This window comes from Lysinibacillus sp. NPDC093216 (genome assembly GCF_050280325.1).
Classification (GTDB): Bacteria; Bacillota; Bacilli; order Bacillales_A; family Planococcaceae; genus Lysinibacillus.
This window is the reverse complement of sequence record NZ_JBNNVB010000007.1, coordinates 114,288-129,588: the sequence shown is the minus strand read 5'-3', so window position 1 is coordinate 129,588 and position 15,301 is coordinate 114,288. Positions and strand designations below refer to the sequence as shown.

The following is a 15,301-nucleotide window of genomic DNA, read 5'->3' as shown; positions in this document are numbered from 1 at the left end:
TGAGACCTTCCTTTCCATCGTTGCTGATTCTATCCGTCACCTTGAGGGTTCTTTCCGTCGATGCAGGAGTTCTTTCCGTCGCTCTGAGACTTCTATCCGTCGGTGAGACCTTCCTTTCCATCGTTGCTGATTCTATCCGTCACCTTGAGGGTTCTTTCCGTCGATGCAGGAGTTCTTTCCGTCGCTCTGAGACTTCTAGCCTTCTGCAACATTTCTAGCAAAACTTCAGACCGCTTGAATTTCTGCTCTTTAATTTACAATCCAATACTTCCTGTTACTTTTTGTACCCTCAGCTTTCAACGGTAACTTTTGTAGTAATTTATAAGCTGTATTCGGCGAATCTATTGCAAAAAACTCACAAAAGCTTTTATTTGTTATCGTTTCGCCTACTAGCAATCGATAATCTTCAAGCGTCCTAAAAATTGCCTCTTGATCAACTGCTCCGCAACGCTGACAATACCATTTTGAGAAACGATAGTTCATTGTCTGTCCATTTAAACAACTTTCACATAGCACACCTTTTACTAAATCTCGGACAGGCAGTGCTATTTCTCTTTTGATTGGCCTATGCATGGATAATAATTTAGAAGCAAATTGAAATAACTTTTCTTCATCCACCCCCGCCTTTTTATGCTGTTGAAGCCATTCTCGAACATGATAACGTAAACCTGAAACATGAAAAATTGGTTGTCCCCTTAAACTCTTCGATAAAATAGCATTTTTCGTAGCCAATACGACAGCATAATGGACAGGAATCTCAAGCCGTGACTGATGCAACATTCCCATCATCCATTCCATATGTCGCCTCCCTTGATGAAATGGATTAGTCATTCCCTCGATATCCCCTTCAGCTGTAGTTCGTGTAAATTGATTAAAGGATTCATCGAAATCAAGAAAGCCTGTTACATTTTTAATTTCGAGTATCAATATAAATTGAGGACAAAGTAAAACGGTGTCTATTTGATGAGTAGTGCCAAAGTGATTAAGTATTTGTAAATCATGAAGAAAATAATGCTGATGATGTAAAATAATTTCAAGCCATTCGGCATCTACTCTTTGCTCACCAGCAAAGCCTGCGTGTATACGCCTCAACCTCTCAAAATAATTCATGTATTCAGTATGTGTGCTAGGTAATCTCCGTATCAAAGCATCTAAAATTTTGTGTTGCTCCGATTCCTGACGGTCTAATAAAATCATTGTTTCTTCACCCCCTATAACTATTGTATAAAAAAAGAACCTCATTAAAAGAGGTTCCAAAAAACTTGAAATACATATAATACAAATTAAATCTTTCATCAACTTTTTTAGATAGAAAGAACGGAAAAATTCCTACTATTCAGCTCTTGCTAGTATTTTTTTGCTCGCTTTCCGTCGATGTCAGCGTTCCTTCCGTCGATGCAGGAGTTCTTTCCGTCGCTTTGAGACTTCTTTCCGTCGGTCTGGCCTTGCTTTCCGTCGCCATTAATTCTATCCGTCGACTGGGGCTTTCTTTCCGTCGATGTCGCTGTTCTTTCCGTCGCTCGGAGACTTCTTTCCGTCGGTCTGGCCTTACTTTCCGTCGACGCTAATTTTATCCGTCGCCTCAGGCTTTCTTTCCGTCGATGTCGCTGTTCTTTCCGTCGATATCGCTGTTCTTTCCGTCGCTTTGAGACTTCTTTCCGTCGGCCTGGCCTTGCTTTCCGTCGCCATTAATTCTATCCGTTGCCTCAGGCTTTCTTTCCGTCGATGCAGAAGTTCTTTCCGTCGCTCGGAGACTTCTTTCCGTCGGTGGGGCCTCGCTTTCCGTCGCTGCTATTTCGATCCGTCGCCCTGGGATTGCCATCCGTCGATGCAGGAGTTCCTTCCGTCGCTCTGAGACTTCTTTCCGCCGATGCAGAAGTTCTTTCCGTCGCTCGGAGACTTCTTTCCGTCGGTCTGGCCTTACTTTCCGTCGACGCTAATTTTATCCGTCGCCTCAGGCTTTCTTTCCGTCGGTCTGGCCTTGCTTTCCGTCGCCATTAATTCTATCCGTCGCCTCAGGCTTTCTTTCCGTCGATGTCGCTGTTCTTTCCGTCGCTTTGAGACTTCTTTCCGTCGGTCTGGCCTTGCTTTCCGTCGCCATTAATTCTATCCGTCGGCTCGGGCTTTCTTTCCGTCGATGCAGAAGTTCTTTCCGTCGCTCGGAGACTTCTTTCCGTCGGTGGGGCCTCGCTTTCCGTCGCCATTATTTCGATCTGTCGCCCTGGGATTGCCATCCGTCGATGCAGGAGTTCTTTCCGTCGCTCTGAGACTTCTTTCCGCCGATGCAGAAGTTCCTTCCGTCGCTCTGAGACTTCTTTCCGTCGGTGGGGCCTCGCTTTCCGTCGCCGCTATTTCGATCTGTCGCTCTGGGATTGCCATCCGTCGATGTAGGAGTTCTTTCCGTCGCTCGGAGACTTCTTTCCGTCGGTCTGGCCTTGCTTTCCGTCGCCATTAATTCTATCCGTCGCCTCAGGAAGTTCTTTCCGTCGCTCGGAGACTTCTTTCCGTCGGTGGGGCCTCGCTTTCCGTCGCTGCTATTTCGATCCGTCGCCCTGGGATTGCCATCCGTCGATGCAGGAGTTCCTTCCGTCGCTCTGAGACTTCTTTCCGTCGGTGGGGCCTCGCTTTCCGTCGCCGCTATTTCGATCTGTCGCCCTGGGATTGCCATCCGTCGATGCAGGGTTCTTTCCGTCGCTCTGAGACTTCTTTCCATAAAGCCTTTCAACATAAAAAAACAACTGAACAGCCAAAGCCATTCAGTCGTTTTTCCGTAGTAAATATAAAAAATAAGGTGCACCGATACATGCTACGACAATACCTGCTGGTACTGTTGCACTTGAAATAGCTACGCGGCCAATTGTATCCGCTAGCATTAGTAAGCTTGCACCGATAAACAATGTCAGGGGTAGAAAGAACTGGTAGCGTGGTCCGACAAGCTGTTTTGCAATATGTGGAGCCATGAGACCGATAAAGGCAATGCCTCCTGTGACCGATACAGCTGCCGCAGCTAGTGCTACAGAGACAACTAATAATTGTAAACGTTCTCGTTCGATATTTAAGCCTAAGCCAACCGCCGTTTGTTCTGTCATCGCCAGTACGTTTAACACATTTGCTTTATAAAAAATATATGGAATGCCTAGCACAAGCCAAGGCAATAAAGCCCAGAAGAATGGCCAATCTGTTCCCCAAATATTGCCCGCAAGCCATTGCGCGATAAATTGCACATCACTACGCTCAGCTGAGGAAATTAATATGATCATTACACCCGATAAGGCAGATGCTACACCTACTCCGACTAAAATGAGTTGGACCGGCTGCACACCTTCATTGCGCTTGTACGAGAAAAAGTAAATGCAGATTGCCGTTAATAAAGCGCTACAAAATCCTACAAGTGGTAACATATACGCAAAGTTAGGTAAGTCTCCATTGACGAGGAGATAAAAAAGGGTAATCCCTACACCTGCACCTGCATTAATCCCAATAATACCAGGGTCCGCTAAGTCATTACGGGTCACCCCCTGCAAAACGGCACCGGCTAAAGCTAACGCCATCCCTGCAGCTGCCAGCACAAACAATCTTGGCAAGCGAACAGAGAACAATACGAATGATTCTTTGAAACTACCGTCTCCCATTAAAATCGGTAGTATGCGATCAATCGAAACCGAAGCTGCTCCCATTGAAATACCCATAACAAAAATTACTATTGTTAATAAGATCCAAACCAATAACCATCTACGTTGTTTTTTTCGCCCGACATTAAACAATCTGACGACCTCCCTTCCGAACAAGAAGTAAGAAGAACGGAAGGCCGATTATTGAAATAATGGCAACTACCGGAGTTTCATATGGAGCATTAATCATTCTACCTGCAAAATCCGCGGTCACCATAAACCATCCACCGATAATAGCACTCATCGGTAAGACAAATCGATAGTCTGTCCCTACAATTGCACGGACAATATGTGGCACCATTAAACCAACAAATGCTAGATTACCTACAAGTGCTACTGCGGAGCCTGCAAGAATTACAACTACAAACATCATAATTCCTTTAATAACGGCTGTATTTTGTCCTAATCCAACAGCTACTTCTTCATTTAAACTTAAAATGGTTAGCTGACGACTAAACGCAAACGCAACAATTAATCCGACCACAATAACCGGAGCAATTATTAAAGCTTGCCATGTAGTACCTATTAAACCACCACTCGTCCACATCGAAACATCTTTTGAAATTTGAAATAAAATTCCCGTGCCATCTGCTATTGCTTGTAATAGCGCTGATACAGCAGCCCCAGCTAAAACTAACTTTAATGGAGAAAAACCATTCTTTGTTGAAGCGCCAATACCATAGACAACAATCATCCCTACGCCCGCACCTACGAAACATGCAAAAATAAGCATATAATATGAGGAATTTGGGATGAATGCCATCGTCAATGCAAGTGCTGCATTCGCACCTGCTGTAAGGCCAAGAAGTCCCGGATCCGCTAACGGATTTCTAGTAACTCCTTGCATAATAGCCCCAGCAACTGCGAGTGCACTACCTACAAAAATAGCAGCAATAATACGAGGAAATCGAATTTCTCTTAAAATAGCATAATGCTTGCCACCGTCTTGTCCAACAATCGCTTGATAAACATCTTGAATGCTCGTATTTGCTGCGCCGATACAAAGTGAAATCGTAACTGTCACTGCTAATAAGATCAGTGAAAGCAACACCTGAAGCCAAAATGGGAAATGTCGAAACTTTATCATTTTCCTTCGCTACTCTCTACTGAAATTATTGTAAAAATTTCTTTTCAAAGAAATCTAGTTGATAATCTAAAGTGATTGGGTCATTAAAGTAAAATTCGTTGGCATTCACTTCAAATAAATGGCCATTTTTCTCAGCCTCTAAATCTTTAAACCACGCAGCATTTTTAATGGCGCTATCTTCGCCTTTAAATGTACTAAAAATCACATAGTCACCCGCGTAATCCCCTAATACCTCTTGAGAAATTGCTAAATAACCTGGTTTTAAAGCACCTTCCTTCACTTTCTCAGGCATTTTCAAGCCCATTTCTTGATATAAAATTTCTGTTCCACGACCCCAGTTATCTCCATAAACATACAATTGTTTATTGAACATTTCTGCAACAGTAACCGTTGCATCTTCGCCGATTTTTTCTTTAATTTTTGTCCCCGCTTCTGCGGCACGCTCTTTAAAATCTTTTACCCAATCAGTTGCTTCTTTTTCTTTATTGACAGCCTTACCGATTTCAATAAATTGTTGTAAATAATCTACTTTACCATAAGTAAATAATACAGTTGGTGCGATTTCTGCTAATTTATCCGCATTTTCAATACCATTTAAACCAATTATCAAATCAGGCTCAAGCTCGATAATTTTTTCAATATCCGTATTCTCAACAACTACTGCATCTTTAATATCATCTTGGAAGTTTGGATTATCTGCAGCCCATGAATCAACACCGACAACATTAACGCCAAGCTGTAGTAAATCCCCAACAAAAGAAGATAACACAACTACACGTTTAGGGTTAGCTGGTACTTCTATAGGACCTGATTCTGATTGATACGTAATCGTTTCTGCAGATGTTTTATCTTTAGAGCCCTCTTCCGCCTTCTCTTCTTTATTGCCGCACGCTGCAAGCACTAGTACGACCATCATAAACATTGGTAATAGCCACTTTTTCATAAATATATCTCCTTTTACACTGTTTCTAGTAAGTTATATGTAATGCACATTGGCTTATCTGTTCGTGGATCTTTACCAATGACTGCATCAATATTAAACACTTTTTCTAATACTTCAGGTACCATGACTTCCTCTGCAGTACCAAACTTCACAAGCTCTCCTTTTGACAGCGCAACGATAAAATCTGAAAAACGGGCTGCCTGATTTAAATCATGTAGCACCATAACAATTGTGCGTCCCTCTTCTTCGTTAAGCTTGTAAAGTAATTCTAAAACCTCTAACTGATGGGCCATATCTAAATACGTTGTTGGCTCATCTAAAAAAATAATATCGGTCTCTTGCGCTAATGCCATCGCAATCCACACTCGTTGACGCTGTCCACCTGATAAGGCATCAACCGTGTTCTGACGAAAGTCATCCGTTTTAGTTACCTTTAAGGCCCAGTCAATCATTTCTTTATCCTTTTTCGATAAATTACCGAAGCCTTTTTGATATGGAAATCGACCGTAGGATACAAGTTCTTCTACTGTTAAACCATGTGCACTTTCCGGGCTTTGTGGTAAGATGGCGAGTTCTTTCGCCAATTCTTTTGTGTTCATCTCGGAAATATTTTGACCATCTAATATGACTTGTCCACTCTTATGCTTCAAAATCCTTGTAATGGCCTTTAAAAGTGTTGATTTGCCACAGCCATTGGAACCAATAATGGTCGTTATTTTACCGTCTGGAATTTGTAGCGATAAATCATGCACAATCGTTTTGTCCTCGTAGCCGATATACGAATCGATTCAACTTGTAAACGCACAACATAACCTCTCTTTCCTTTTACTTCTTTCCATGCTATGATAACGAATAACCGATAATGATAATCATTATCACTAAAGTTAGTCTAGTTTTCCTATAAAGTTTTGTCAAATACTTTTTTATTATTTTTTAAGGATGTGGTGTTATAAATGCAACATTTATACGATGTAACAATTATTGGCGGTGGCCCCGCAGGTCTATATAGTGCCTTTTATAGTGGTTTACGAGGATTGAAGACGAAGTTAATTGAGAGTCAACATCAGCTTGGTGGTAAAGTTTTACTTTATCCTGAAAAGCTCATTTGGGATATTGGCGGACACCCTCCTGTGTTAGGCGAACAATTTGTAAAACAGTTGATTGCGCAGGCAAAAACTTTTGATCCAACCATTTTAACAGGTATGAAAGTCGATTTTATCGAGCGCCAAGATGAAATTTTTGTTCTACATACGGCGCAAGGAGATAAACATTATTCTAAAACCGTTCTTTTAGCAGTTGGTGGCGGAATTATTAACCCTCAAAAGCTTTCACTAGAAGGAGCAGAAAAATATGAAATGACTAATTTACACTATACAGTGCAATCTTATCGACACTTTGTGGACAAGGAAATTATTATTTCAGGAGGCGGAAATGCGGCTATTGATTGGGCAGTTGAACTTAGTCCTATCGCTAAAAATGTAACTGTAGTTTATCGGAAAGATAAGTTATCTGCGCATGAATCAACAATACAAGAAGCTTTAGATGCTGGTGTAAAGATTGAATGCCATACAACTATTTCAAAATTGACTGCTAATGCTGACAAAACAGCGATTCAATTAGTGACATGTGAAAACTCAAAAACAAAGCAAAGTTATACGCGTCAAATCGATGAAGTAATTGTTAGTCATGGCTATAACCGCGAAGCATCATTAGCATTGGATCAATCACTGACCATTCCTAAAAAAGATGATTACTATTTCGAAGGAAAAGCAACGGGAGAAACTGAGCAACCCGGTATTTTTGCAGCGGGTGATATTTTAGCATTTGAAGGGAAGATTCATCTCCTTTTAGGTACTTTCCAAGATGCAGCCAATGCCGTGAACTCTATTAAAACGTATTTAGAACCTACTGCCTATCGTCACGGGGTCGTGTCATCACATAATGAAGTGTTTAAAGAGAAAAATCGCTCTATTATTGAAAAGCACCTTAAATAATCATTAAAAACTAAATACAATGATTATTCAATCACAACAACCCCTCTTAAGAAAATTTACTCTTCAGAGGGGTTCTTAAGCCTTTCTTGCTATCTTTATAGGATGGACTTTAAAAGACCCATCGAAATAATCTACCTAAAGAAATTTAAAAATGCACCCATTTGCCTTAACATACCAACTCCATTTGTTATTGTTCCCGCATGGCCCATAATGGTATTTAAATGCTGTGGTAATCTTCCAAATCTAGAAGTTTGGGGTTGTTGATTAGGGTTAAAGAAAGGTTGCACCCTTCTACCTTGAATAGGAGGGCCAAAACCTTGTCTATATCTTGGTGGTAATGGTCTCATTCTAGAATTAGGCGGATAAAATGGCATCAATTCACCCCCTATCAAATATCTTTTTACTAGTATACGTCTGTATTTTTTTATTGTTTAGACTATCGGAGAAGTTGCTAAAAAAATATATTGATATGTATTGTAAAAATGTTGAAGCCCAATTATTTATCATTCTCTCCTTCCTTTCTGAAAGGTTCTTCATGACAACTCTGGAACCATACTTTTTTTAATTTCATATTATACAAAAATACGAATAAAGAAGGGATTCCGATTCAAAATTCAAAATATCTAGATTTTCTGTCCAAATTTGGCGTTGGTGGTGCGCATCCTGGTGGCATTAATCTAACTAAGGAAATATTCAAGGTAGAGAGCATTAACGAAAACTCCCGCATTTTGGATGCAGGGTGTGGTACAGGCCAAACTTCTGCCTATTTGGCGGAAACATATGAAGCAAAAGTAACTGGTATTGATATCAATCCTGAAATGGTCGCAAAGGCTAAAAAGAGAATGAAAAAAAATCACTTACCCGTAAAAATAATTCAATGCTCTATAGAACAAGTGCCGTTACCTGATCATACATTTGATTTTATTATTTCTGAATCTGTTCTTTCTTTTGTCAATAAACCTAATGCCCTGAAAGAAATTTTTCGTTTATTAAAAAAAGGTGGTCGGTTTATTGCCATTGAATTTACTATTCATCAACCACTTGAAGAAAAAATTGAAAAGGAAATCAAACATTTTTATGGATTTGATTCTTGTTCAATGAAAAAGGATTGGGTAGCTTTGTTTAACCAGGCTGGTTTTAAAAATATTCGTATTCAAAAAAATAAATCAATCTTCTCCATTCCTGAGCTTCATCACTCGAAGGATATTGCACCTGAACTTTATGAGGTAATGGATAAACATTTTGAAATGAACTTAAAGTATGAAGGCGTTTTAGACTATAGAATTTATTCATGTACTAAATAGTGTGAGGATGTTATTTAACTTAACTGCTATGTAAATAAAAAAGAGCAGCAGACTCGTTCAACGACAAATCACCCACTTCAACATCCATTCTGTTCAACAATTTATAGCGGGAAATTAATCCTTTGTGCCATTTCCCGCTTCTTTCTTTTCCCTAAAAGAGCAAGATTTCCTCCTTAGTCATTCCTTTGCATGTGTTTATCTTCATTAATCATAACTGCATGAATGCCCTCAATAAAAGTATTGATTAAGATTAAAAAGCTTTTATTGATATCAAGTGGCATCCCAAATCCCCCCATTTGTTCAATAGAAGTGAATCCATGTAGAATACTTCGTAACCCTCTGACCATATGAATAGCAATTTCTTCTTGTAAATTATAGGCATCAAGCACTTGAAGTACAAGTTGCACGACAGCTTCTTGGGCTTGCTGAAGTTCTTGATCGTTAGTATCTGGAAAGCGAGTGCTTGCATCATACAACCCCGGATGCTCTCTAACAAATTGAATATATGCCTGACTAATTGCACGAACGGCATCATCACCTGAACGTCCTACTGCAGCTTGAAGCATATATTCATTTAATTTGTTTACGCCTTGAATAGCTAACTTCTGCTTCAATTCATTTAATCCATCAAGATGGTTATACAAGGAAGGTGGTCGTATTTCCAATTTTTCTGCTAATAGTCCAATTGAAAGTTGATCCAATCCTTGTTCATCAACTAGCTCCGTTGCCTTTTGTAAAATAATCGATATATCTATTTTCATTCGACGGGACATTTTTTTCACTTCCTATTTTGATTGTCTAAAATTTTTTCTGCTTCTGCTATTGCTATGTCCAAAAGTTCCTGTGGTTGCTTCAACATCTTTCCGTGCCCCACAGCAAGTAAGCTTGGATTTAAATCCCTTAATTTTTTTGCGCTTATTAGAGCTGTGCTTTTATCCCATGTTGCTAGAGCAGGAAATGGAAACAACGGATTCATTACTCCCGATACTAGTAGTTTTCCTCTTGTTACGAGGGCATCACCCGCGATTAAACTTCTATTGCGTGTGTCGAAAAGTGTGATGGAACCAGGTGTATGACCTGGAGTTGCAATCACTTCTAATGAACCAACACAATCACCTTCTTCGAGTAATAAGTCCGGTTTAGTCTTAATATTTTTTGGAATACCTCCCCGAATGGGTGTGTTTTTTTCATTTGGAAGTAATGCACTATTTCCTTCCAATAACAAAGCATCTCTGGAAGAAATGCACACTTGACTATCTGGTAATAATTCTTTTAACGTGTCTAGCGCTCCTATATGATCACTATGTGCATGAGTAATGATGATTCTTGTAATCGGTTTACCAATACTTTCAGCCGCTTTTATTATACTTTTTGCACTATATGGTAAGGCTGCATCGATAAGTGTAAGCTCGCTTTCTTCTTCTACAATATAACAATTAACAGGAAAAATCCTTGGCATAAATGACAATTGAAACACTGTACCAATCTTCGTAATTTTCATTCTAAATCAAATCCCCTTTATCAACTAATTGTATTTATATTTTAACTAATATGATTAGTTTTCGCAATATTTAAATTATAAAAATTTAGATTTTGACTAAAATTCTCGTGCCTCGAAGGAAAGATTCCTGCTTTTCTAATACATTATTCTAAAAGTGACCGCTTCCTATTTTCCCTAGCCAAAACACCATAGTGTTAATAAAAAGCATAGCTGTTTTTTTGTTTCCTGTGCTCTTGATACACCATAAAATGACACCTGTCATAAAGAACCTTTGACTGGTGTGAATATGTTTTTCCCTTTCGTTTTCTTATCATTATTGTAAGAAAACAAAGAAAGAGTGATTTTATGATGAAGGTTCAACAAAGATTACCCCTAATCGATATGTTACGAGGCTTTGCTGTATTAGGGACACTTGGCACGAATATTTGGATTTTTGCTTATCTTGGAGATATTTCGTATATCACAACGAGTAGTTTTTCAGGTTGGTGGTCATTGAACGACTTTTTACGAATGGCAGTCCTTTTTTTAGTAAACGGTAAACTCCTTGGTTTATTAACAATCATGTTTGGTGTAGGTCTAGAATTAAAATATCAGCAAGCTTTGCGAAAAGGAAATGCTTGGCCAGGCATGTATATTTGGACGATAGTTTTTTTATTTATGGAGGGGCTTATCCACTTCACCTTAGTTATGGAATATGATATTTTAATGAGCTATGCTGTGACAGCCGTCATCGTTGCTTTTATCGTTAAATTTGGTGATAAAGCAATTAAACGTGCTTTATACGTTTTTGGTAGTTTCCACGCACTGACGATTCTGCTGATTTTAGTTAGCGCATTGCTAGGTGCCATCAATGTTTCCCTTGCTGGACTCGATCCAGTCGTTAGTCTTTATGAAAATGGAACTTGGTTTGAGCAAATACAATATCGTTTAACAAATTTTCTTTATTATAGAACAGAAGCTATTTTTATTATTCCAATGAATATCTTTTTATTTTTACTTGGTGTTAAACTGATGAGGAATGGTGTATTTTCGCAAGATGACAAAGGACGTCAGGCGCGTCAAAAACTATTCAAAATCGGTATTTTTATTGGAGTACCTTTAAACCTTCTAATTTTTATTCCCGGTGGAGCATTTGATTTACCTGTACGTTATTTATTCGCACCAATTCTATCAATTGGTTATATTGGTATATTAGGTAAAATGATAGAATATAAGAAGCTTGATTGGTTATGGAAGAGATTTGGTGAGATTGGGAAAATGTCTTTAAGTTGCTATGTGCTTCAAAATGTTATTGCATCTATTATTTTCTATGGTTGGGGCTTAGGTTTAGGTGGAAAATTAAATAGCATTGAAGTTATCAGCATTTGGCTAACCCTCTCCCTTCTACAACTTTTCATGGCACATATTTGTATCAAGCATTTTCATGTTGGGCCAATGGAATGGATTCGGAAACACGCCATTCAAAGTGTCACACAGAAATAATCGACAAGGGTTGGTGTGAACTATAAAGATTTATCCAAGAGACCAGGTAAAGTACTATTTAATTATCGATGTTGTATCACTTGTTTTTTTATTTACAATGGTATTAAGTTCGAATTCTCCATTACCGTTAATGGCTAAAATAATTATCATTATGTTATTTTTAATAGCCTTCTATATTGCTTTATGGTTTAAAGATTGGCGTTTACTGTTAGCTTCTTTACTAGGCTTTACGCTTATTATCATATTGGGTATTTATGAAGGTTCTTCTATGTTAGTTTTTGGATTTATATTTGCTGATTTAATTGGGAGAGCTAAAAAGAAATGGCATATTGCTATTGGAATGATTGCGATTGCCTTTATGTTTTTAATAGTTATTTGGTTTGAATCAGGAGCATCTTTCAAATTACAATCCCAAGCAATAATACCTATTATGATCATTCAGCTACTGTTTCCAATGCTAATTTACTACGTAGAAAAATCAAAAAAATTACAATCAAAATTAACAGAGGTAAATACCCAGCTTGTTCAGCAAGAAGAAAGACAACGTATTGCGAGAGACCTCCACGATACGCTTGGTCATACATTGACAATGATTAAAATAAAAACCGAACTAACATCAAAATTAGTCGATAAAGATACAATGCGTGTTAAAGATGAGCTAAATGATATTTTAGCAACAACACGAACAGCACTAAAGCAAGTAAGAGAATTAGTCTCCGATATGAATTTTATTTCGTTAGAAAGTGAACTTATACATTGTAAGCAGCATTTACAAACAGCGGATATTTCCATAAAAATAAAAAATAACTGTCCAAAGCTGCTACTAGCTAGTGTGGAGGAAACGATGCTGTCCTTATGTCTTCGGGAAGCAGCTACAAATATTATTAAACATAGTCAAGCAAAAAAATGCCAAATAGATATCAACTATATTAATGGAATTTTAAAGATAAACGTTGTTGACGATGGTGTCGGCTTACATATCCAAGGGCATGGGAATGGACTTTCATCGATGAAAGAAAGAATGAATGCCCTTCAAGGAAATGCTTCCATTGGCAACTTACCGACAGGCGGAACGATTGTGACCTTAACACTGCCTAACCAACACTATAAAAAGGAGCCAACTTCATGATAAGAGTATTACTAGCTGAGGATCAACAAATGTTACGTGGCGCCATGACTTCCTTGTTGTCGTTTGAGCCTGATATAAAAGTGATCGCGGAAGTTTCAGATGGTCAAACAGCGTGGGAATATATTCAACAAGAGCTACCCGATGTTTGTGTATTGGACATCGAAATGCCGAATTTTACTGGTCTTGAACTTGCTGAAAAAATAAGACAGGCAAATTTACCGTGCAAGGTGATGATTGTCACTACCTTTGCACGCCCTGGCTATTTACAAAAAGCGATGGATTGTGAGGTACAAGGTTATTTATTAAAAGATGAGCCGATCGACTATTTAATTGAAACAATAAGAAAAGTGATGAATGGTGAAAAAGTAGTTAGTAGAGATCTAGCTGCAACGTTGTTTATGAAAGAACAGAATCCATTAAATGAACGTGAAATTGCTGTTCTGCAACTTGTAAAAGTAGGACTCACAACAAATGAGATTAGTAAAAAGTTATTTTTAACGAAAGGCACTATCCGAAACTATTTATCAACCTCTATTCAAAAGCTCCATGTTGAATCTAGACAACAAGCTGTTCAAATCGCCAGTGATAAAGGGTGGCTTTAGAACAAGAAAAGCGATACTATATTCCTTAACCATTAAGGATACAGTATCGCTTAGCATTTTAATCAACTACTTTTTTATTTTTAGACACTAAATTTATAATTATTTCAACGAGTACGACAGCAATTAATGAAAGTCCAAATAGTGGCATTAGTATCCCTAAAATTATCATGAAAATGATAAAAGGAATGGATACCTTTTGAGAGATTTTAGGTGGTGCAGATAGCATACCTTGTTTCTTTCGTAGTAGCCATGTTCTAACTCCCCAAACTATAACTACTAAAAATGCTAGACATACTAGTAAATTTATTAATTTATTTGGCCAGCCAAACAAATGACCTTCATGTAAAGGAATTCCCCATGTGAACCATTTGGCAAGAATGCCATAGTCCTCATATCCAACCTTGTCTATAAATTTTCCGCTATATTGATCGAAATACATTGTCGTTTCATCATATGGACTAACATCAAGACCTGTGACACCAGTGTTACTAGATTTTGCAACTGTATAGACACCGTCTTCACTAGTAGGATAAATAATAGCGTAAGGTTTTGATATATTCATTGCATCAATTTCATGTTCTAGCTTTTCCACACTTAGTTGGTTAGGGTTAGTAACATAGCCCATATTAGCCCCCATACCATGATGTGCTGCATGTCCTGAATCTGACGATGGAGGGGTTTCTTGACGAGTAGCCCAAGGAATCTCACTAACATCAGATGTAGGCGGCTGCTGCTGCAATAATGGCGTGCCGAAAGAAGGATGATCTTGTGAAGCTTGATAAATATATTTCCCCATAAACGCAGACCATGGTAAACCTGTGAAAATAATAACAAGCATTGGAATTGTAATAATTGTCCCAACAAGAGCATGGAATTTTCTACTCTTTTGACGTTTGTTCGTCTGCTTTGTTTTCTTTAGTAGTTTTGCTTTAAACGTCATGTAAATGCCTGAAAGTAGTAAAAAAATAGCCCAGCACGCAGCTAATTCTACTAAATAATTGACAACCGTTCCCCCAATAAATAAGGAACTATGGGCATTTCTCATAATATTTGCAAATGTGTAATCAGCATCTTGACCACCGATAATTTGGTTATGATCATCTAAAAACACATATTTCTCTTTGCCATCTGCATTCTTCATCGATAAACGAGTATTGTATGGCTCTTCTAACTCAATAATTTTATTTGTTTTATAGCCAGCATATGATTCTTCTGCAAGTTTAACAGCATCATCGATAGATTGTATCTCGGTTTTTCCACTTTCACCAAAAAAGTATTTATCATATAACTGATTTTCAACATTGGTATAAAATAAAAAACCTATACCACTTAATGTTAGTGAAATAAGAAGTGGAGTAATAAATAACGCGGCATAAAAGTGCGTTCGCCAAAAGCTCTGATAAAGCGTGTTCTTCATGTCTAATTCTCCAATCTATAATAATAAGCGCAAAATTATTATATAGTTAAAAAGTGAAATAAGTATGAAGTCCCAGAGTTTTTTTTATGACAAATAGATGTATTCCTATTGAGATAATTAGATTAAAAGCTTGTTTTTATAGAAAAAGGCTACATAATGTCCCCATAAAGA

The 15,301-nt window shown here is 38.2% G+C and carries 14 protein-coding genes; 5 read left to right on the top strand and 9 right to left on the bottom strand.

Going from position 1 to position 15,301, the window contains the following annotated elements:
- Nucleotides 1-249: 249 nt before the first annotated feature.
- The 5 genes from ACQKOG_RS10635 to ACQKOG_RS10615 form a co-directional block, all read right to left on the bottom strand.
- The gene (locus ACQKOG_RS10635) at nucleotides 250-1,197 is read right to left on the bottom strand and encodes a nuclease-related domain-containing protein (protein WP_402869129.1); all 948 of its coding nucleotides are present in this window, start codon (nucleotides 1,195-1,197) and stop codon (nucleotides 250-252) included.
- A gap of 1,559 nt (nucleotides 1,198-2,756) precedes the next feature.
- Nucleotides 2,757-3,764 (bottom strand): FecCD family ABC transporter permease, encoded by a 1,008-nt coding sequence (locus ACQKOG_RS10630; protein WP_427446300.1) that lies wholly within the window; start codon nucleotides 3,762-3,764, stop codon nucleotides 2,757-2,759.
- A complete protein-coding gene (locus ACQKOG_RS10625; protein ID WP_402869125.1) occupies nucleotides 3,757-4,758 on the bottom strand; it encodes a FecCD family ABC transporter permease in 1,002 nt (333 codons plus the stop codon). Before ACQKOG_RS10625 ends, ACQKOG_RS10630 begins: the two co-directional genes overlap by 8 nt.
- Before the next feature lie 25 nt (nucleotides 4,759-4,783).
- Entirely contained in the window at nucleotides 4,784-5,701 is a 918-nt protein-coding gene (locus ACQKOG_RS10620; RefSeq protein ID WP_427446298.1) for an iron-hydroxamate ABC transporter substrate-binding protein, read from the bottom strand.
- 14 nt (nucleotides 5,702-5,715) lie between these two features.
- Complete coding sequence (locus tag ACQKOG_RS10615; RefSeq protein ID WP_427446397.1) at nucleotides 5,716-6,456, bottom strand: ABC transporter ATP-binding protein; 741 nt, start codon at nucleotides 6,454-6,456, stop codon at nucleotides 5,716-5,718.
- 198 nt (nucleotides 6,457-6,654) lie between these two features.
- Here ACQKOG_RS10615 and ACQKOG_RS10610 point away from each other — a divergent pair, with 198 nt between their 5' ends.
- Nucleotides 6,655-7,695 carry an NAD(P)/FAD-dependent oxidoreductase gene (locus tag ACQKOG_RS10610; protein ID WP_370077648.1) on the top strand — a complete coding sequence of 347 codons (1,041 nt, stop codon included), beginning with the start codon at nucleotides 6,655-6,657 and terminating at the stop codon, nucleotides 7,693-7,695.
- Between the two features lie 131 nt (nucleotides 7,696-7,826).
- On the opposite strand, the gene ACQKOG_RS10605 is transcribed toward ACQKOG_RS10610, so the two are convergent.
- A complete protein-coding gene (locus ACQKOG_RS10605) occupies nucleotides 7,827-8,069 on the bottom strand; it encodes a hypothetical protein (protein WP_370077646.1) in 243 nt (80 codons plus the stop codon).
- A 195-nt stretch (nucleotides 8,070-8,264) separates the two neighbouring features.
- Here ACQKOG_RS10605 and ACQKOG_RS10600 point away from each other — a divergent pair, with 195 nt between their 5' ends.
- Nucleotides 8,265-8,999: a class I SAM-dependent methyltransferase gene (locus tag ACQKOG_RS10600; protein WP_370077689.1), complete on the top strand. Its 735-nt coding sequence runs from the start codon at nucleotides 8,265-8,267 to the stop codon at nucleotides 8,997-8,999.
- A gap of 173 nt (nucleotides 9,000-9,172) precedes the next feature.
- Here ACQKOG_RS10600 and ACQKOG_RS10595 read toward each other — a convergent pair whose 3' ends face one another.
- Nucleotides 9,173-9,772 carry a TetR/AcrR family transcriptional regulator gene (locus ACQKOG_RS10595; protein ID WP_370077645.1) on the bottom strand — a complete coding sequence of 200 codons (600 nt, stop codon included), beginning with the start codon at nucleotides 9,770-9,772 and terminating at the stop codon, nucleotides 9,173-9,175.
- A 5-nt stretch (nucleotides 9,773-9,777) separates the two neighbouring features.
- Nucleotides 9,778-10,500 carry an MBL fold metallo-hydrolase gene (locus ACQKOG_RS10590; protein WP_427446295.1) on the bottom strand — a complete coding sequence of 241 codons (723 nt, stop codon included), beginning with the start codon at nucleotides 10,498-10,500 and terminating at the stop codon, nucleotides 9,778-9,780.
- A gap of 348 nt (nucleotides 10,501-10,848) precedes the next feature.
- Here ACQKOG_RS10590 and ACQKOG_RS10585 point away from each other — a divergent pair, with 348 nt between their 5' ends.
- The 3 genes from ACQKOG_RS10585 to ACQKOG_RS10575 all read left to right on the top strand — a co-directional run bounded on the left by ACQKOG_RS10585 (nucleotide 10,849) and on the right by ACQKOG_RS10575 (nucleotide 13,713).
- Nucleotides 10,849-11,982: a DUF418 domain-containing protein gene (locus ACQKOG_RS10585; RefSeq protein ID WP_427446395.1), complete on the top strand. Its 1,134-nt coding sequence runs from the start codon at nucleotides 10,849-10,851 to the stop codon at nucleotides 11,980-11,982.
- A gap of 130 nt (nucleotides 11,983-12,112) precedes the next feature.
- Entirely contained in the window at nucleotides 12,113-13,111 is a 999-nt protein-coding gene (locus ACQKOG_RS10580; RefSeq protein ID WP_427446293.1) for a sensor histidine kinase, read from the top strand.
- Nucleotides 13,108-13,713 carry a response regulator transcription factor gene (locus ACQKOG_RS10575; RefSeq protein WP_427446291.1) on the top strand — a complete coding sequence of 202 codons (606 nt, stop codon included), beginning with the start codon at nucleotides 13,108-13,110 and terminating at the stop codon, nucleotides 13,711-13,713. The genes ACQKOG_RS10580 and ACQKOG_RS10575 overlap by 4 nt, the downstream gene beginning before the upstream one ends.
- A gap of 58 nt (nucleotides 13,714-13,771) precedes the next feature.
- Here ACQKOG_RS10575 and ACQKOG_RS10570 read toward each other — a convergent pair whose 3' ends face one another.
- The gene (locus ACQKOG_RS10570; RefSeq protein WP_427446289.1) at nucleotides 13,772-15,130 is read right to left on the bottom strand and encodes a PepSY-associated TM helix domain-containing protein; all 1,359 of its coding nucleotides are present in this window, start codon (nucleotides 15,128-15,130) and stop codon (nucleotides 13,772-13,774) included.
- Between the last annotated feature and the right edge of the window lie 171 nt (nucleotides 15,131-15,301).